Source organism: Robertmurraya mesotrionivorans, assembly GCF_050971805.1.
Classification (GTDB): Bacteria; Bacillota; Bacilli; order Bacillales; family Cytobacillaceae; genus Robertmurraya_A.
Genome location: NZ_JBPCCH010000004.1, coordinates 137,591 through 155,775, shown reverse-complemented (window position 1 = coordinate 155,775; position 18,185 = coordinate 137,591). Strand labels below are relative to the sequence as shown.

Sequence of the window (18,185 nt, the reverse complement as noted above, 5' to 3'; positions counted from 1 at the left end):
AGTAGGTGTAAAAACTGTAATGAAAACACATGAGCAATGGACATCAAAGATTGGCTTTATTCTTGCAGCAGCTGGCTCTGCAATTGGTCTAGGAGCCATTTGGAAATTCCCATACATGGCTGGAACAAATGGTGGAGGACTCTTTTTCCTTCTTTTTTTATTGTTAACTTTATTTATCGGTGCACCGATCCTTATTGCTGAATTTATTATTGGTAGAAATACACAAAAGGATGCAATCACCGCCTATAAAATTCTTGCTCCAAACTCAAACTGGAAGGTTATAGGCTATTTAGGAGTCATCATTTCTGGACTTATCTTATCGTTTTATAGTGTGGTAGGCGGATGGATCTTATCTTATCTATTTCGTAGCGTTACTGGCAGTTTAACAGGACTCTCTCAAGATCAGTATGGTTCTCTGTTTGGTACGATTATTAGTAATCCTATTGAAGCTATTGTTGCACAAGCAATCTTTATGATTTTAACCATTTTTGTAATCCAAGGCGGGGTTCAACAAGGAATTGAGAAAGCTAGTAAGTACATGATGCCAGCCCTTTTTATTCTTTTTATCATACTAGCAATACGTTCCTTAACTCTTGATGGAGCATCAAAAGGGGTGGAGTTTCTCCTTAAACCGAATTGGAGCAGTCTAACTCCTGACACCATCTTGCTAGCGCTAGGACAATCCTTTTTTGCGTTAAGCGTTGGTATTTCCATCATGGTTACGTATGCATCCTATCTCTCTAAAAAAGAGAACATTACCAAGTCAGCTTTTTCAGTTGTTGCTCTGAATATTTTTATATCTCTACTTGCTGGTATCGTTATTTTTCCAGCGGTATTTGCACTCGGATTTGAACCTGGAGCAGGCCCTGGGTTGGTGTTTGTGGTCCTCCCTGCCGTATTTAACGAAATGGCATTTGGAGCTTTCTTTTTAACGATTTTCCTTGTGTTGCTTTTGTTTGCGACATTAACCTCTGCTTTTTCCATTTTAGAAATTGTTGTAGCGGCAATTGTAAAAGAGAAAACAGAACAGCGCAAACAATGGGCTTGGAAAACAGGGATTGTTATTTTTATCTTTGGAATTCCTAGTGCATTATCTTTTGGAGTTTGGTCTGATGTTCTTATCTTCGGGAAAACTATCTTTGATTTCGCTGATTTTATTGCAAGTAATATTGGGATGCCGTTAGGGGCCTTTTTAATCTCTATTTTTGTTGGGCACCGGCTTCCATACAAGCTATTGAAAAGTGAGTTATCATTAGGAACGTTCGGAAATATGAACAAGCTGTTTACGATTTGGTATTTCATGATTCGATTTATCGTACCCGTTGCGATTATCTTTGTATTTTTACGTTCGATTGGTCTTTTGTAACTGTAACGAAACGTTCACGATTGGGATAAATTCCCCTATCCTAATCGTGATAAAATAAATAAAGAATCGAATCTTTTTCGAAAGGAAGATGAGCCATGAATGCAATTGGGCAAAACATTAAACGCTTTCGGGAAGAACTAGAAATGTCACAGCAGGAGCTTGCTATTAAGATCCGTGTTGGCACTGCTACGATTGACAAATATGAGTCAGGCGTACAAACTCCTGACACACAAACCATTTTAAAAATATCTACTGTACTTGATATACCAGTCTCTGAATTGATGCAAGAGGAAAGTCATATATAAATGGTGATAGGCGAGGGATTTGTTCCTCGCTATTCGTTTGTTTCATTCATTTTATTTGGAGATTATTTTTCATTATCATAGTGCTTATATAACATCTTATGGAGGTCATTATGGCAAAGAAAATTGCTTGGGTAACCGATTCGACGGCTAGCTTCTCAGAAAAAGATCAAGCTTGGTTACAAGACAATCATATATACGTGGTTCCCCTTTCGTTTACGTTTGGAAACGCAACATTTAAAGAAGGGGTAGACATAACCACTGAGGAATTTTATGAGATGATGAGTAACTCAAGTTTTCCGCCAACTAGCTCACAGCCTGCCTTAGGAGACTTTATTGACCTTTATACCCAATTAAAAGAAAGCTACGATGAAGCAATTATCATCCATGTTTCTAGTGAACTATCTGGAACGTACTCCACATCCACACAAGCGGCTGAGATCGTTGGTTTCCCTGTACACCCAGTTGATTCGTGGATTGGTTCTTTTCCGTTAAAGTTCTTACTAGAAGAAGGAATCACCTTGTATAATGAGGGACTAAAGCCCTCTGAAATTGTGAAAGAACTTCTTTCGTTAAGAGAAAAATGCCGCTTGATTTTAATTCCTGCGAACTTAGATCAATTGAGAAAAAGTGGACGAGTCTCCAATTTTGGCTCTATTTTAGGAAATCTACTACAAATAAAACCACTCCTTGCTTTTAAGGAAGGGAAAGTAAATATCGTTGAAAAAATTCGCACGATGAGAAAAGCGGAGCAGGCATTAATTGACCGTTTGCACGAAGCGTACAAGCAGGGAATCTACGATCGAATCGGAATTATGCACGCAGGTGAAAAGGAGATCGTTGAAAGTTTACTCTCAAAAATTGTGGCCGAGTACGAGTCATTGAAGATTGAAGTACTCCCATTAATTCCTGTTGCTGGTGTTCATACAGGCGTCGGAACCATTGCTTTGTCATACATCATGAAGGATTAAATATAAAAGGAAACTGTTTAAATAAGTAAAGGGTTCCGTTTTGAAGTGCTTTTCTGTAACCAGCAAAAGTCAAATAAGCGGAGATTTTTCCGTTAGATGCAGAATGGAGCTCGTTTCGGGGTAAATAAGGGGAGGTTTTCCGCTTATGCAAAGAAAAATCCCCCATTTTGAAATTTTTCGAGCCAATAGGCGGAATTTCTCCGTCTATTTATCAGCTAGGGTGCCTAACCTTTTCCACCAACCGATAGGTGCAGAGGCTCTTGAAGCTAGATGGGAGAATCCGCAGCGAAGAAAAAATGCCACTGCAAATGACAGGAGTTTTGACCCTCTTTTTTAATTGTACAATACTTATAATGATGTCAATTGCTATGTCAAAGTTAAGGGGTTTTCGTAGAAACTTTAATAAATAAAGAAAAGACGTATGTCCACATTCATACGTCTTTTCTTGTGTCTTTTAATAATAAAGCACCCGAAAGCAGAACCCTTGATTAAATAGGTCAGTTGTCCTTTCTTATGGATATTATTTTTCAACAAACCGTTTGATTCGTTTCATCGCTTCTTGTAAATGTTCCATGGATGAAGCGTACGAGCAGCGAATATGTCCTTCCCCGCTACTTCCAAACACATTACCCGGAACAACTGCCACTTTTTCTTCGATCAATAATTGTTCAGCAAATTGCTCTGATGACAGACCTGTACTTACAATGGATGGGAATGCATAGAACGCACCACCAGGGATATGACAGGAAAGCCCAATATCATTTAGTGACTGAACAAAATAGTTTCTTCTTCGACGATAACTTTTTTTCATATCCTCTACGTCTTCTCTGCCGCCTTTTAATGCCTCAAGTGCCGCGTACTGCGCCATCGTCGGGGCACACATCATGGCATATTGATGGATTTTTAACATAGCTGCAGTTAGTTCTTCGTTCGCACAAACAAAACCAAGTCTCCAACCTGTCATCGCAAAGCCTTTCGAGAAACCGTTAATAAGAAGTGTTCTATGCCTCATGCCTTCAATCGCAGCAAAACTTACATATGGTTCATCATAAGCAAGCTCTGCGTAGATCTCATCAGATAACACGAGAAGATCATACTTTTCGATGAATGTGGCAAGCTCTATTAATTCTTTCTCACCCAGCATTGTGCCTGTTGGATTATTGGGAGAACAAATCATAATTGCCTTTGTTCGGTCGGTAATCGCCTTTTCTAACTGATGAGTTTGTATTTTAAAATCGTACTCTTCTGTTGCCTGAACCGCAACCGGCTTTCCACCTGCAAGTGAAACTAGCGGTGCATAGGAGACGAAGCTTGGTTCGATGATAATCACTTCATCACCAGGGTCGAGGATCGCACGCAATGCAATGTCTAAGGCTTGACTCGCTCCAACGGTAATTATTATCTCGCTTTTCGGATTGTAATCAACATGAAATTGCTTTTTCATATACGAGGACACTTCGTTACGAAGCTCTAATAATCCAGCATTGGCTGTATAAGACGTATATCCTTGTTCAAGGGAAAGAATGGCTGCTTCTCTTGCTGACCAAGAGGTGACAAAGTCAGGCTCACCTACCCCTAAGGAAATAACCCCTTCCATCCCAGCTGCAAGATCAAAAAACTTACGAATTCCAGATGGCTTAAGGTCTTCTACCGTTTTTGCCAAATAAGATTTTGTCTGTTTCATTATGGTGACACCACAATTCTCTTATCATCTTCTGCTATTGGTTCAAATATCGTTCCATCATGCTTATATTTCTTCAGGATAAAATGGGTAGTTGTTGATAATACAGAATCAAGAGTAGAAAGCTTATTCGAAACAAATCTAGCTACTTCATTCATGGATTTCCCTTCAATAATGACACTAAGGTCATAGGCACCTGACATAAGATATACGGATTTTACTTCTTTAAACCGGTAGATACGCTCAGCTACTTCATCAAAGCCTACTCCACGCTTCGGTGTTACCTTCACATCAATCATAGCGGTAACGCCTTCATGACCGTCAATTTTAGACCAATCCACTACGGTTGTGTAATGAACAAGAACTTTCTCCTTTTCAAGCTTCTTAATAAGCTCATTTGTTTCTTGCAAGCTTAGGCCGATCATTTTAGCTACATCTTCAGATGAAATTCGGGCATCCTTTTCAAGAATTTCTACAACTTCGAGTTCTTTTTCCGAAAGTTTCATGCGTTAACATCCTTTTCTGCTTTATCGCTTAAAATAGTTACATTATAACAAAAATGCGTAAAAAATAATTTAATTTTCACATTTATCATCACATTTTTTTATGATTGTTTTTGTCATTGATGGGTATTCTATGAAAAAACAAAATGCCGTTAAAGGAGTGAATACGAATATGGATGACGCTAGCATCACCGGTACGATCAATATTAACGGAAACGACCTGTATTATGAACATTATAAACATTCTCATGCAACAGACACGCTATTGCTCATTCATGGTTTTCTCTCATCCACCTTTAGCTTCCGAAGACTGATTCCTCTTCTTCGTGAGGAATTTAACGTCATCGCCATTGATTTCCCGCCTTTCGGCAAAAGCGGAAAATCAAAGAAATTTATTTACTCGTATGAGAATATATCCCGTTCAATTATCTCCTTTGTTGAGCATTTACAGATAAAAAATCTATCAATTATCGGACACTCCATGGGAGGACAAATTGCGTTAAAAATTGCTCACCTACGTCCTGATTTGGTTACACGGACGGTTTTATTATGCAGCTCTGGTTACTTAAAACGAATGAAACTTCATCTTGTTCTATCTAGTTATCTTCCCTTTTTCCACTTGTATGTAAAAAGACATCTAGCTAAATCAGGAGTAAAGAAAAATCTTGTTAATGTCGTGCATGACCATTCGATGATTGATGATGATATGTTAAACGGATATTTAGTCCCTTTTTTAAAAGGAGATATTTTCCCAGCCTTAACTCGGATGATACGGCACAGAGAAGACGAGCTGGATGAGTCTGATTTAAAAAAAATCGAGACTCCGTGTCTACTCATTTGGGGTGAGCATGACAGAGTCGTCCCACTAAGGGTTGGAAAACGATTGAAGCAAGATTTAAAGAACTCCGAGCTCATTGTGTTAAAGGAGACAGGACATCTTGTACCTGAAGAACGACCTGAAATTGTTCACAGGTATATTAAAGAGTTTCTTGTATAAATAAGGCTTCAAGCCAGTATCCGCTTGAAGCTTTTTTAACATTACAACGAGCAGGAGCTTTCGTTTTTAATCGCTAACAATTCTTCAGCCATGGCTGTACATTCAGATAAAGGAATGATTTCTTCAAAAGAAAACTCATATATGCTTTGGATTTTTCGAGCAAGCTCTTTTGCAGATGACAAAACATGTACCGCTTGAATCGTATCCGCAATCTCCGGATCATAGCTGTCTTCCCCATATCCGAGTGGATCCCACTCTATCAGACGCTGTAACAAACTTAAATTCATTTCGAGCATTTCCATGTAAAATCACCTTTTATTTTATCTTTTCGTTCACATATCTTATCATATTACATAGATCAAATAAAATGGAAAAAGGCGAGGTGCTTTATGACTACATATGATTTTGATAAAGTGATTGACCGAAATAATACCGGATCTGTTAAATGGGGGCTCCTCCATGATGTGTTCGGAAGCAGTGATCTTCATCCGATGTGGGTTGCAGATATGGACTTCCCGCCGCCTGCTGAAGTAACAAATGCGATTCGAAATCGATTAGAGCATGAAATATTCGGCTACACCTTTGTTCCCCCATCTGTTGGAAAAGCCATTCAAGCTTGGGTGAAAACAAGACATAATTGGGAGATTCGTCAAGCATGGATTACATACAGTTCAGGAGTTGTCCCTTCTATCAGCACCGCCGTCCAAGCATTTACTTCCGTTGGAGACAAGGTGATGCTTCAATCTCCTGTGTACACTCCGTTCTTTTCCATGGTTGAAAAAAATGAGCGTGTGGTTGTGAATTCTCCATTGAAAAATGTAAATAACCGTTATGAAATCGACTTTGAAGATTTTGAAGCAAAGCTGAAAGAAGGAGTAAAATTGTTTTTATTATGTAATCCTCACAATCCAAGCGGAAGAGTGTGGAAAAAAGAAGAACTCCTTCATATCGGTGAACTTTGCAAAAAGTACAATTGCTTAATTTTATCAGATGAAATTCATTCCGATCTTGTGTTTGAGGGAACTACGCATGTCCCGATTGCGAGCTTAGAGGACTTTGCTGATTTTGTTGTCACTTGTATCGCTCCAAGTAAAACCTTTAATTTAGCAGGCTTACAGGCTTCTGTAGTTATTACTAGCAATCAGAAACTTCGAGAGTTATTCCAAGCTGAACAGCAAAAGCAAGGATTTCATACATTAAATACGTTTGGAATCGTTGGAATGGAGGCAGCTTATCTTCATGGTGAAACGTGGTTAACCGAAGCTCTTGCATACATGGCAGAAAATATTCGCTATGTACAGGAGTTCCTAGAGGCTGAGCTTCCACAAATAAAGATGATGCAGCCGGAAGGTACGTACTTAATCTGGATGGATTGTCGTGAGCTTGGACTTTCAGATGATGACTTAAAGAAAGCACTCATCGAAAAAGGAAAAATAGGACTCGAACCTGGACCAAAATACGGCATGGGTGGAGAAGGCTTTGTCCGCATGAATGTAGCTTGTTCAAAAGAACTTGTGACAGAAGGTTTGGAGCGATTGAAAGCAGCATTTGCTTAATAGTCAGACGGAAGAGTGGAACTCTTCCGTCTTTTTGTTTAAATTAAAAAACGCACACTTTTCAAGAAAAGTGTACGTTTATCCTTTGTTTTGGTGCTCACTCATAATTTGATTTTCTAATTCTTTTGCTTTTGCTTCTTCTTTTCGTGAAATTTTCACGATAAATCGCATCGTGAAAATACAGAGGATTAAGAAGATCGTAAAAGAAATAGCTGCAGGAATGTATTCAGACTTATCTTCAGGAAAATATAGAAACAATGATAATATAAACGAATGGATCATGACGATCTTCCTTTCTGCAAACGAGCAGTCATTCATGCCTATTATATCAAGGTTCTTACCGATCGTCCAAGGACGATTACTTCAGCACAGTAATTTTCTTGATGACAACTTCTTCTTCCGGCTTATCAGCTTCACCTACTGGAGTGGTAGCAATTTTATCAACCACATCCATGCCTTCAACCACTTGACCAAACACAGTATGAGCTTGATCCAGCCATGGAGTACCGCCATCTTCATACTGCTTAATGACCTTTTCGTTGTAACCAGCTTTTTTCATTTGGTCCACTGAACGTGGATCTAATGTTTTATTTTGCACGATAAAAAACTGGCTTCCATTAGTACTAGGACCTGAGTTAGCCATTGATAAGGCGCCTCTGAAATTATAAAGCTGATTAGAGAACTCATCTTCAAATGGCTCTCCATAAATGCTTTCTCCACCCATTCCTGTTCCATCTGGGTCTCCGCCCTGAATCATAAAGTCATTTATTACACGGTGGAAAATGACTCCTTCGTAATATCCCTCTTCACTATGAGTAATAAAGTTTTCTACTGCCTTTGGAGCTTGTTCTGGGAACAGCTTGATTTTGATATTTCCCATGGATGTTTCCATTTCGACTAGTCTCTCCTTTTCACCAACCTCTGTGGTTGCCTGTGGAAGTTCAATATTTTCTTGGTTAGCGGTTTCATTATTGCTTGCATTTCCGTTCGAATTTTCCGTACCTTCTTCATTGCTTGTCCCACATCCAGTGACAAGGAAAACAACGAATATTAAACACGCTAGGAATTTCTTCATGTAATCACCCTCCAAAATACTTTGTTTTTCATAATGCTTACGTCATAATTATTATCATATACAGTTCTAGCCCAATTTGAAAGGAGAAACGAAAAATGTCCGACATTCAAATCGGTGACAAGGTCACAGCTATTTATAAAACCGGAAAGTATATTGGTGAAGTAACAAACATCCGTCCAGAGACCATTCTTGTCCGCGTCCTCGCTGTTGTTACTCATCCGACACAAGGAGATTTACATAGCCATAAGGATGTAGATGTGCCTCTTTTTCATGAAAGACGAGCTCTTTCTTACCGAGAACAAGCCAACATCCCTGCAAAAATGGTAAAGCCCTATACAGAGGAAATTCCTGAATACAAAGAGTCACTAACGAATGCCATTCAAAAATTAAGAGATACGTTGGATAGCGATGACAGCCTTTGGGCAAAAAAGAGCCTTGAAAATATCTCAACACTTGAGAAAGAATACTTCTAACACACAAAAGCCAAATCCAGTTTGAGGGATTTGGCTTTTTATGCGAACTTATTAAGTACTTGGGAGAAATCAATGCGGTCACCAATCGTGGTTGGTGCATGTCCTTGAAGGTACTTTTTATCCTTCTCAACTAAACGAAAAATATTGAATGTGGTTAATGCATCGTCCAACGCCCGGTGGTGCTTGCCTGTTCCTTCCTTGCCATACTCTTGTACCGCTTTCCATAAGCCAGTTTGATTTTGGTCTCCGAAGAATCGCTTGTACTCCATGGATAAATCGAGTTCTTCCCCTTTTAAAGGAAAAGGTAGACCGGCTTGTTCACAGTTATTACGAAGAACCCTCATGTCCATATTGCCCCACGTAACGATTGTAAGGTCTAATGAAGGGGAACTTAACTGCTCAAACTTTTTCACAAGATCTGTAAAACTAATGCCTGCATTGACTTGTTCCTGTGAAATTTTCAAAAATGATTTACAGCGGTCCGATAGCATAGGGAAACGATTAGGAGTGACATACGAAGAAAATTTCTCGCAGATTTGGTCATTTACAACCGACACAATGCCAGCCTCAATGATTTCTGGGTAAAAACCTTTAAACCGCTCAGATCTCTCAGGCATCGTAAACTCAAAATCAATAAATAAATACTGATGCTCCTTCCTCATCTTACGTACCCTCTTTCCTCCTTCGAGTATCACTACCACTATATGAAATAACCATTCCAAAAAATGAACATGAATGTTGCTTTATTATATCATGATTTTTATTAATTTTTTCACTTTTCTGTTTAATTCGTTCAAATAAAGTGTGAAAAGGAATATCAGCTTTAAAATATGTCATAATTTCCACAAATCGGTATTTAGTAAACCGAATAAATACAATACTTATTTCGGGGTGGTATAATATCTCAACTGTCTTTTTTGTCACTAGTGCTTTATTCCTTGCTGCTTTTGCCTTATTATGGTGGAGTATGAGAAAAACAGAAGCACTCCTAACTTCATCATTATTATTCAATTGAAAGGGAAGCGACCGACATGAAAGTAGCAACCGGTTATTTTTTTATTTTTCTGCTTCTCCCCGTTTTTTTCCTGCTTGCCTATTTTTCTAGCAAAGAGGTACGCTCTTTTGATACTTTCGATCATGTGATAGAAAACAAGATACAGTTAGAAAAAACAAATCTATCACAAACAAGCTTGATCAAAGATCGCAATGGGGAAACAGTTTTAGAATGGTACAGCACGGTAAATCGCATCGTTTTACCATCTGAGGACATTCCGGAGCTATTGCGTGAGGTGTTTGTTCTATCAGAGGATCAGCACTTTTATGAGCATATTGGCTTTGACTTAACAGCCATGGGTCGTGCACTTACGATCAATATTCAGTCAAACGGGATTGAACAGGGTGCAAGTACGATTACGCAGCAGCTCGCTCGAAATCTTTATTTAACTCACGAGCAATCCTACAATCGAAAGCTTACTGAAATTCTTTACGCCTACAAGCTGGAGAAAACATACTCAAAAAAGGAAATCATAGATTTATATATTAATTCTATTTATTTTCAAAATGGGGCTTACGGAATTGAAGCGGCGGCTAAGCATTATTTCAACCGTGGAACACTTGAATTGACAAAAGCAGATCTGCTTTTTCTAGCTGCTGTTCCGAATAATCCAACTTATTATGATCCATTAACACATTTCGATCGAACCAAAGCGCGTCAAGAACGTCTCATAGATTTATTAGTTGAAAAAGACAAGCTGACCGCTTCAGAAGCAGAAGAAATAAAAAATTTACCTATCACGCTTACAGTGCATGAACGAATTGACCAAGCACCTGATTACATGGCGTATGTTCAAAATGAATTATCACAATTAATTGCCCTTTCAGAAGGATTAACCGACGAGAAACAGATTGACAATCGGGTAAAAGAAGTGATTGCTTCTGGAATTAGCATTGAAACTTCCTTGGATCAAAGTCTTCAAAATCGAGCAAAAACGGCGGTTAGTGATAATCTACCATTTATCGACGTGGAAGGTTCTGTAGCCGTCATTGATCATACGAATGCACAGATACTCGCACTTGTTGGCGGGAAAAACTATCAAAAGGGTGAATTCAATCGGGCGTTCCAAGCTTATCGTCAGCCTGGTTCATCGATTAAACCATTACTTGTTTACGCTCCCTATTTACAAGAGACACACTCCTCCCTTTCAAAGTCAGTAAATGCAGGAGAGCTCTGTATTGATAACTATTGCCCTGAAAACTATGGTGGAAAAATATATGGGAATGTAACGCTTGAACGTGCGTTTGCCAACTCATATAATACACCTGCTGTACGACTTTTAAACGAAATTGGTGTAGAAACGGGCTTTCAATATCTTACATCATTCCCTTTTAAGAAGTTAGTATCAGAGGATCATGTGTTACCAGCTGCCGTTGGTGGCTTTACGTACGGAATGTCACCATTAGAGCTGACTGGAGCTTACACCTCCTTTTATGATGGAGGGTACCAGCAGCCACGTGCCATTCGTAAGGTTAGCGACTTACAAGGAAAGGTTCTTTACGAGTGGAAGGATGAGAAAAAACAGGTCTGGTCTGCCGAAACCGTCAGCAGCATGCGCAGTCTTTTATCGGAAACGGTCTCTTCAGGAACCGCACGAAAAGCGCATTTATCTCGAGCAACGTACCAAGGCGGAAAAACAGGAACAACGAATAATTACCAAGACTACTGGTTTGTTGGTTTAACTGATACGCTAACAGTTGGGGTTTGGGTCGGAAGAGACATGCCATCCAGCATTGAAAATATTGAGCAATACTCTCCACATCTATATATATGGAAAGCGATCATGTCGTATTAGAAAAGCGGAAGCGCCTTGTTTAGCCCCGACAAGCATAAGACGAATCTCGCAGGAAGACCTGCCTTCTGGAGGGATTTGGCTTATGACTAGGAATAATGGCTTTATATTATTCCATCGAAGGGCTAGGCGCTGGAGCTGGACAACTAACAAAACCCCGGATGAGTTCTTCAAATGAGTTTACATTAGAGGTGCAAGAATTATAAAACACTTATGAAAACGCACTTGAATTCACGATATAATTCACAGTGCGTTTTTTATTGATATTTAAAATAAGCGGAGATTTTTCGGTTAAACTCCAGATTAGAGCTTGGTTCAGAGTAAATAAGCGGAGGTTTTCCGGTTAAGCAAAGCAAAATTACCCATTTTCACGTTTTTCGAGTCAATAGACGGAATCTTTCCGTCTATTTTAGCTATTTTTTGTGCTATTTCCTATTTAAGAGAAATTTCTCCTCTTATTTTTTCATACTCGCTTTAGCGGCTAATAGGGTGCTTTAGTAAATTCAAAAAAGGATTAGAGATATTTGCATCTCTAATCCTTTTTGACTTTGAAATATACTGTGACCGTTTATGTGAGTTGCTGTTTGATTTGGTCTGCTTTTTACCATTTTGCACCTCAAAAGAAAACCCGGATGAGTTCTTTATACTGGTAAACTAGCAACGATGCTGTTGTATACTTTTAACGCAATAAATACGACACCTAACACGAGCGTTGACCATGTAAGTACCTGAAAGAAAATCAGTCCAATAATTCCAGACAGTGACAACTTCGAGCTTACCTTATACACAAAAAAGACAAAGTAACTTATCGTTGTAATGGCAAAAACGATAGCTAGTATGGTTACATGGGCTGAGCCTAAAAGCGATAATACAGAGCCCGCAAAATAAATAATTGCTCCTGCACGAACATCCTTTAAGCTTTCACCATTAAAATCCTTTGAGAAAAAGAGTAAGGAAAGCTCATTGATCGTATCAGCAATCAGCTTTAAAGCCGCAAAAACCATAAAAAAGACAACAAGTAATAAGATAAGCAACGCAAGCTTGATTCCACTTCTAGAAAAGAACTCTAGCATTCCCACATAAATGCCGGTAGCATTTAAAAATTTAAAAAGATGCACCTCAACAAGCATCGCAAAGGACAAGCTAAATAATAAAATAGATACCAAAGGAAAGTAACTTGTTAAATACGTATTTTTCATTGAATTCTCCGCATATATTTTGTCTTTCATTATTATGAAAGATAGGAGAACATATTACAAGTCTTTATGGTCTCTCAATTCTTACATATTCCCTTGCCTTAAACATGCGATACTTCTTTTTCTGAATCTCTAATCCTGGGTCAGTGGTAAAGATTTCAACCACATCGCCCTCCTCATCTGGACTATAAAATTCACGCTTATCTTTTTTATCTAATGCCCATGCCAAGGACACTAAGAGGAGAAAAATGGACAATGAAGTTAGTATTTTCTTTTTCATCCTCACACCTCACTTTAAAATTATTTTGAGGATAAAAGTCTGATTTTATTCAAAAAAAATAAAAATTTTTCACCATTTCTTCTGCGTTTCTACCTATTTATTAGTTTAGTTTCAAATATGGGATGTTGTGCGCTTGGGGCATGCAAGGTCTGTTTTTTTACGTTATACTTTTTTATATGGCTGTTTCGGTAAAAGAAAGAGAAAAGCATGTTCGGAGAAAAATATGGAAATAGTAATAGGCAGTATTACTTTTAAAAAAACAGTTGTTACTTACATATAAAGAGGGGGTTTTGTTTTGTCTTTGCTACACTTGGCCATTGTTTCACCTCTATTGCTCGCGGTCATCATACCTATTTTTTCCAAAAGCATTAGACAAATACATACAGGGTGGTTCGTACTACCATTACCAGTTGTATTATTTAGCTATTTTCTTTCGTTTATTAGTACCACTTCGCACCAAGGTACAGTATATGAAAGCTTTGAGTGGATTCCTTCTCTTGGCATTAATTTTGCGGCTAAAATAGATGGACTTGGATTGCTCTTTGCTTTGCTTATTTCAGGAATTGGGTCTTTAGTTGTTCTTTATTCGATTTATTATTTAGCAAAGGATAAGGAACAGCTCGGCAGCTTCTACGTGTATCTTCTTCTCTTTATGGGAGCGATGCTCGGTGTGGTCCTCTCCGATAATTTAATCGTTATGTACGGCTTTTGGGAGCTGACTAGTATTTCTTCCTTCTTACTTATCGGTTACTGGTATCATCGAGAAAAGTCGAGATATGGTGCACAAAAGTCTATGTTAATTACCGTTTTCGGTGGTCTTGCGATGCTGGGCGGAATCGTCCTGCTATACATCATGACAGGATCGTTTAGCATTTCAGAAATTGTCACACAATCAGACGTTGTGTTAGAGCACACCTTACTTATTCCAGCAATACTCTGCTTTTTACTTGGTGCTTTTACTAAATCAGCTCAGTTTCCATTCCATATTTGGCTACCTGATGCAATGGAAGCTCCAACACCTGTTAGTGCCTATCTCCATTCGGCAACCATGGTTAAGGCGGGTATTTATCTTGTAGCGAGAATGAGCCCCGTCTTTGCTGAATCACCTGTTTGGCTCTGGCTCGTCGGAGGGTTCGGTATCGTCACATTGTTCTGGGGTTCTTTTTCAGCTGTCAAACAGACTGACTTAAAGAGCATACTTGCCTTCTCTACCGTTAGCCAATTAGGGTTGATTATGTCTCTGTTAGGTGTTGGTGCTGCTGCCCTACACTATGATGGAATAGACGATAATGTTTTTACTGTGGCAACGACAGCTGCTGTCTTTCACTTAATTAATCATGCTACCTTCAAAGGAAGCTTGTTCATGGTCGTAGGAATTGTTGACCATGAAACAGGAACACGTGATATACGGAAGCTTGGCGGATTGATGCATTTAATGCCGATTACCTTTACGCTTGCAATTATCGGTGCGTTTTCTATGGCTGGCTTGCCACCATTTAACGGATTTTTAAGTAAAGAAATGTTTTTTACCGGTATGGTAAATATTTTGAAATTGGACCTTTTCTCTCTAAGCACTTGGGGATTATTATTTCCAGTCCTTGCTTGGATCGCTAGTGTATTTACGTTCATATACAGCATGAAGCTCGTGTTTAGAACATTTACGGGCAAATACAAACCGGAAGGATTAAAGAAGAAGCCACATGAGGCACCACTTGGCATGCTCATTTCACCAGTTGTACTCGGCTCTTTAGTCATTATTTTTGGATTGTTTCCGAATATTCTTTCCCATAACTTAATATCACCGGCCATGGCTTCGATTTTACCTAGTCTGCTTTCTCCAGGAGATATGTTTGACGTTCATATTTACTTCTGGCACGGACCAAACATCGAATTATTTATGACCATTGCGGTCGTGATACTTGGGATCATTCTGTATTTGACGTTACCGAAATGGGAAAGAGCCTATGATCTACTGCCTGAAAAATTAACTTTAAACAAGCTGTATGACAGAGGAATTGAATCGATGCAGTCTGGTTCGTTTAAGCTGACAAGATTTTATATGAATGGCTATATACGGACGTATTTGGTTTATATTTTTGCATTTTTCATTCTGATTTTAGGCTACACGCTTTATAAGAAAGACGCGTTTTTGATCGATACAGCATATGTATCAAGCATTGGCTTTTATGAGCTGGTTCTTTCCTTGCTTATAGTCGTAGCCACCATTACTATCCTGTTTGCTAAATCAAGACTCACCTCCATTATCTTGCTTGGAGCAGTTGGTTATACGGTTGCCCTTTTCTTTGTCGTTTTCCGTGCGCCGGATTTAGCACTTACTCAGCTGGTGATTGAAACGGTGTCAGTCGCATTGTTTCTACTTTGTTTCTATCATTTACCGAAATTCAAAAAGGAAGAATCAAAAATTCCTTTTAAGCTCACAAATGCTCTTATTTCTATCGGAGTGGGTGCAATTGTCACCGCTATAGCACTTTCTTCTTATAGTACAAAGCTATTTGATTCAATCTCACAATTTTACGTAGACAATACGTATATCCGTGCTGCGGGGAAAAATATGGTAAACGTCATTCTCGTTGACTTCCGTGGCTTTGATACTCTATTTGAAATTTGTGTACTTGCGATTGCATCACTTGGTATTTTTGCAATGATTAAACTACGTCTAACAAGGGGGAAAGAAGGATGAGAACGAATGACCTCATTCTCCAAACGGTAACAAAAGTGATTTTGTTCATCATTCTCCTCTTCTCTATTCATCTTTTCTTTGCTGGACATTATTATCCAGGTGGAGGATTCATTGGAGGGTTGATGACGGCAGGAGCTCTTGTACTCTTGCTGCTAGCGTTTGATATGAAGACGGTAGCCAATATTTTACCCGTTAATTACCGCATTATGACGGCAATTGGGCTTCTTTTTTCGATTGGAACAGGAGCTGGATCATTGCTTTTTAATGTTCCATTTTTAACTCATGCATTTAATGATGTTTACTTGCCTATCCTTGGCAAAACATCGTTGCACACAGCAGTGTTGTTTGATATCGGTGTGTATCTTGTCGTTATCGGTGTCACAATGACCATTATTCAAACAATAGGGGAGGACGAATAATGGAAATCGTTATGGCGTTTGTAGTTGGTATTATTTTTATGGCAGCCACTTATTTAATGCTTTCTAAAAGTTTACTTCGAATTATTATCGGAACGGGACTATTAAGTCATGGCACACATTTATTGGTTTTAACTATGGGAGGCCTAAAAAATGGCGCTGCTCCCTTACTTGGAGAACATGCTGCCGGGTACAATGATCCATTGCCACAGGCATTAATATTAACGGCTATCGTTATTGCCTTTGGTGTAACTTCCTTTTTTCTAGTATTAGCTTATCGCGCGTACCAGGAGCTAGGAACGGACAACATGGATCGCTTGAGAGGGACGAAAATAAATGAATAATTTGCTTTTATTACCTATACTGATTCCGCTTATAACAGCGGTCATATTAATCTTTTTGAATCGCTTTACGATAGCCTCTAGGTGGGTATCCGTTCTATCTTTATTATCCACCGTATTTGTGTCTATTCTACTTTTTCAGAAGGTTCGAACAGATGGAATTCAAACATTAAACTTAGGAAGTTGGGAAGCACCTTTTGGGATTACGTTAGTATCTGATATGCTTTCTGCCCTTCTTGTTTTGACAACAAGTGTGATTGCATTCGCTTGCTGTCTCTATTCCTTCCGAGCAATTGGAGAGGAAAGAGAAAAGTTCTACTATTATTCTATTTTGCAATTCCTAATTGTCGGGATTAATGGTGCATTTACGACGGGAGATATTTTCAACCTTTTCGTATTCTTTGAAGTGATGCTTATGAGCTCCTACGTGCTATTGGTCCTGGGCGGAACAAAGGCTCAGCTTCGCGAATCGGTGAAATATATTTTAGTGAATATAATCTCTTCTTCGTTGTTTGTTATTACCGTTGCTTATCTTTATTCGGTAGTAGGAACACTAAATATGGCACATATCTCCACAAGGATTGCAGAAGTGGGACAGCCTGGTATTTTAACTGTCATTGCCGTGTTATTTTTAATCGTTTTCGGCTTAAAAGGAGCCATTTTCCCGCTTTATTTCTGGCTACCTGGCTCGTATTACGCTCCTCCGGCACCTGTTTTGGCATTGTTCGGGGCGCTTTTAACCAAAGTTGGGGTTTACTCTATCATGAGGACGTATACACTCTTTTTCCCTCATGACCCTGGATACACTCATGAGCTCTTAGGGATACTTGCCGTCATTACGATTATTGTCGGCATTATCGGAGCTTTAGCGTATTGGGATATTAAGAAGATTATTATTTATAACATTATCGTTGCTGTTGGCGTTATTTTGTTTGGGGTATCGGTAAATACAACTGAATCTTTGACAGGTGCGATTTTTTATTTGATTCATGACATGCTTATTAAAGCCGCATTATTCCTGCTTGTTGGAGTAGTCATTGCGATTACAGGAACGAGCAACTTAAAGAAAATCAGTGGATTGATTAAGAATTATCCCTTATTAGGCTGGATGTTCTTAGTATCTGCCCTTGCTTTAGCTGGAATCCCCCCACTTAGTGGCTTTGTCGGTAAGCTGTTGATTATCAAGAGTGGTTTTGGTGCAGAAGCCTATTGGGGTGCTGGAATTGTGTTAATGTCGAGTCTCCTTGTTCTTTTTTCTGTTATGAAAATCTTTATTAATGGATTTTGGGGCATTCATCGCACATACGAAAAGGAAGAAAAAGCTCCTGTTAGCTGGTTGCTTATCTCTCCCGCTATTTTAGTGATTATTTCTGTGTTGTATGGAGTTGGAGCGGAGCTGGTTTACCCGTATATTTTAGAAGCTGCGGAAACACTTGCTAATCCTTCCACCTACATCAATGCCGTCATGAAGGAGTGATAAC

At 38.9% G+C, this 18,185-nt stretch carries 19 protein-coding genes and 1 pseudogene; 12 read left to right on the top strand and 8 right to left on the bottom strand.

Features of this window, described 5'->3' with window-relative positions; translation table 11 throughout:
• Positions 1–19 precede the first annotated feature (19 nt).
• The 4 genes and pseudogenes from ACRX5O_RS09295 to ACRX5O_RS09280 all read left to right on the top strand — a co-directional run bounded on the left by ACRX5O_RS09295 (position 20) and on the right by ACRX5O_RS09280 (position 2,976).
• Positions 20–1,366 (top strand): sodium-dependent transporter, encoded by a 1,347-nt coding sequence (locus tag ACRX5O_RS09295; RefSeq protein WP_433905670.1) that lies wholly within the window; start codon positions 20–22, stop codon positions 1,364–1,366.
• A gap of 95 nt (positions 1,367–1,461) precedes the next feature.
• A pseudogene (locus tag ACRX5O_RS09290) lies at positions 1,462–1,653 on the top strand (helix-turn-helix domain-containing protein); the annotation flags it as partial.
• 128 nt (positions 1,654–1,781) lie between these two features.
• A complete protein-coding gene (locus tag ACRX5O_RS09285; RefSeq protein WP_433905669.1) occupies positions 1,782–2,639 on the top strand; it encodes a DegV family protein in 858 nt (285 codons plus the stop codon).
• Positions 2,640–2,784: 145 nt separating this feature from the next.
• Positions 2,785–2,976, top strand: a complete 192-nt coding sequence (locus tag ACRX5O_RS09280; protein WP_433905668.1) for a hypothetical protein — start codon at positions 2,785–2,787, stop codon at positions 2,974–2,976.
• Between the two features lie 183 nt (positions 2,977–3,159).
• Here ACRX5O_RS09280 and ACRX5O_RS09275 read toward each other — a convergent pair whose 3' ends face one another.
• Positions 3,160–4,323 (bottom strand): aminotransferase, encoded by a 1,164-nt coding sequence (locus ACRX5O_RS09275; RefSeq protein ID WP_433905667.1) that lies wholly within the window; start codon positions 4,321–4,323, stop codon positions 3,160–3,162.
• Positions 4,323–4,826 (bottom strand): Lrp/AsnC family transcriptional regulator, encoded by a 504-nt coding sequence (locus ACRX5O_RS09270; RefSeq protein ID WP_433905666.1) that lies wholly within the window; start codon positions 4,824–4,826, stop codon positions 4,323–4,325. The genes ACRX5O_RS09275 and ACRX5O_RS09270 overlap by 1 nt, the downstream gene beginning before the upstream one ends.
• Positions 4,827–4,995: 169 nt before the next feature.
• Between ACRX5O_RS09270 and ACRX5O_RS09265 the strand changes: the two genes are divergently transcribed.
• On the top strand, positions 4,996–5,820 hold the full coding sequence (locus tag ACRX5O_RS09265; RefSeq protein ID WP_433905869.1) for an alpha/beta fold hydrolase: 825 nt from the start codon (positions 4,996–4,998) through the stop codon (positions 5,818–5,820).
• Between the two features lie 41 nt (positions 5,821–5,861).
• On the opposite strand, the gene ACRX5O_RS09260 is transcribed toward ACRX5O_RS09265, so the two are convergent.
• Complete coding sequence (locus tag ACRX5O_RS09260) at positions 5,862–6,122, bottom strand: DUF1871 family protein (RefSeq protein ID WP_433905665.1); 261 nt, start codon at positions 6,120–6,122, stop codon at positions 5,862–5,864.
• Between the two features lie 87 nt (positions 6,123–6,209).
• Here ACRX5O_RS09260 and ACRX5O_RS09255 point away from each other — a divergent pair, with 87 nt between their 5' ends.
• The gene (locus ACRX5O_RS09255; protein ID WP_433905664.1) at positions 6,210–7,376 is read left to right on the top strand and encodes a MalY/PatB family protein; all 1,167 of its coding nucleotides are present in this window, start codon (positions 6,210–6,212) and stop codon (positions 7,374–7,376) included.
• Between the two features lie 78 nt (positions 7,377–7,454).
• Here ACRX5O_RS09255 and ACRX5O_RS09250 read toward each other — a convergent pair whose 3' ends face one another.
• On the bottom strand, positions 7,455–7,658 hold the full coding sequence (locus ACRX5O_RS09250) for a hypothetical protein (protein WP_433905663.1): 204 nt from the start codon (positions 7,656–7,658) through the stop codon (positions 7,455–7,457).
• Positions 7,659–7,734: 76 nt separating this feature from the next.
• Entirely contained in the window at positions 7,735–8,451 is a 717-nt protein-coding gene (locus ACRX5O_RS09245; RefSeq protein WP_433905662.1) for a peptidylprolyl isomerase, read from the bottom strand.
• A 95-nt stretch (positions 8,452–8,546) separates the two neighbouring features.
• On the opposite strand from ACRX5O_RS09245, the gene kapB reads away from it, so the two are divergent.
• Positions 8,547–8,924 carry a kinase-associated lipoprotein KapB gene (gene kapB, locus ACRX5O_RS09240; RefSeq protein ID WP_433905661.1) on the top strand — a complete coding sequence of 126 codons (378 nt, stop codon included), beginning with the start codon at positions 8,547–8,549 and terminating at the stop codon, positions 8,922–8,924.
• Between the two features lie 38 nt (positions 8,925–8,962).
• Here kapB and kapD read toward each other — a convergent pair whose 3' ends face one another.
• Positions 8,963–9,586: a 3'-5' exonuclease KapD gene (gene kapD / locus ACRX5O_RS09235; RefSeq protein ID WP_433905660.1), complete on the bottom strand. Its 624-nt coding sequence runs from the start codon at positions 9,584–9,586 to the stop codon at positions 8,963–8,965.
• A 369-nt stretch (positions 9,587–9,955) separates the two neighbouring features.
• On the opposite strand from kapD, the gene ACRX5O_RS09230 reads away from it, so the two are divergent.
• Positions 9,956–11,773 carry a transglycosylase domain-containing protein gene (locus tag ACRX5O_RS09230; protein ID WP_433905659.1) on the top strand — a complete coding sequence of 606 codons (1,818 nt, stop codon included), beginning with the start codon at positions 9,956–9,958 and terminating at the stop codon, positions 11,771–11,773.
• Between the two features lie 638 nt (positions 11,774–12,411).
• On the opposite strand, the gene ACRX5O_RS09225 is transcribed toward ACRX5O_RS09230, so the two are convergent.
• Entirely contained in the window at positions 12,412–12,969 is a 558-nt protein-coding gene (locus tag ACRX5O_RS09225) for a DUF5366 family protein (protein WP_433905658.1), read from the bottom strand.
• A gap of 64 nt (positions 12,970–13,033) precedes the next feature.
• Positions 13,034–13,246 carry a hypothetical protein gene (locus ACRX5O_RS09220; RefSeq protein ID WP_433905657.1) on the bottom strand — a complete coding sequence of 71 codons (213 nt, stop codon included), beginning with the start codon at positions 13,244–13,246 and terminating at the stop codon, positions 13,034–13,036.
• Between the two features lie 295 nt (positions 13,247–13,541).
• Here ACRX5O_RS09220 and ACRX5O_RS09215 point away from each other — a divergent pair, with 295 nt between their 5' ends.
• The 4 genes from ACRX5O_RS09215 to ACRX5O_RS09200 are packed head-to-tail and all read left to right on the top strand — an operon-like array spanning position 13,542 to position 18,181.
• A complete protein-coding gene (locus ACRX5O_RS09215) occupies positions 13,542–15,947 on the top strand; it encodes a Na+/H+ antiporter subunit A (RefSeq protein ID WP_433905656.1) in 2,406 nt (801 codons plus the stop codon).
• Positions 15,944–16,366, top strand: a complete 423-nt coding sequence (locus ACRX5O_RS09210) for a Na(+)/H(+) antiporter subunit B (RefSeq protein WP_251516940.1) — start codon at positions 15,944–15,946, stop codon at positions 16,364–16,366. The genes ACRX5O_RS09215 and ACRX5O_RS09210 overlap by 4 nt, the downstream gene beginning before the upstream one ends.
• Positions 16,366–16,707: a Na(+)/H(+) antiporter subunit C gene (locus ACRX5O_RS09205; protein WP_119709771.1), complete on the top strand. Its 342-nt coding sequence runs from the start codon at positions 16,366–16,368 to the stop codon at positions 16,705–16,707. The genes ACRX5O_RS09210 and ACRX5O_RS09205 overlap by 1 nt, the downstream gene beginning before the upstream one ends.
• Positions 16,700–18,181, top strand: coding sequence for a Na+/H+ antiporter subunit D (locus ACRX5O_RS09200; RefSeq protein WP_433905655.1), 1,482 nt, complete (start codon positions 16,700–16,702; stop codon positions 18,179–18,181). Before ACRX5O_RS09205 ends, ACRX5O_RS09200 begins: the two co-directional genes overlap by 8 nt.
• Positions 18,182–18,185: the final 4 nt, after the last annotated feature.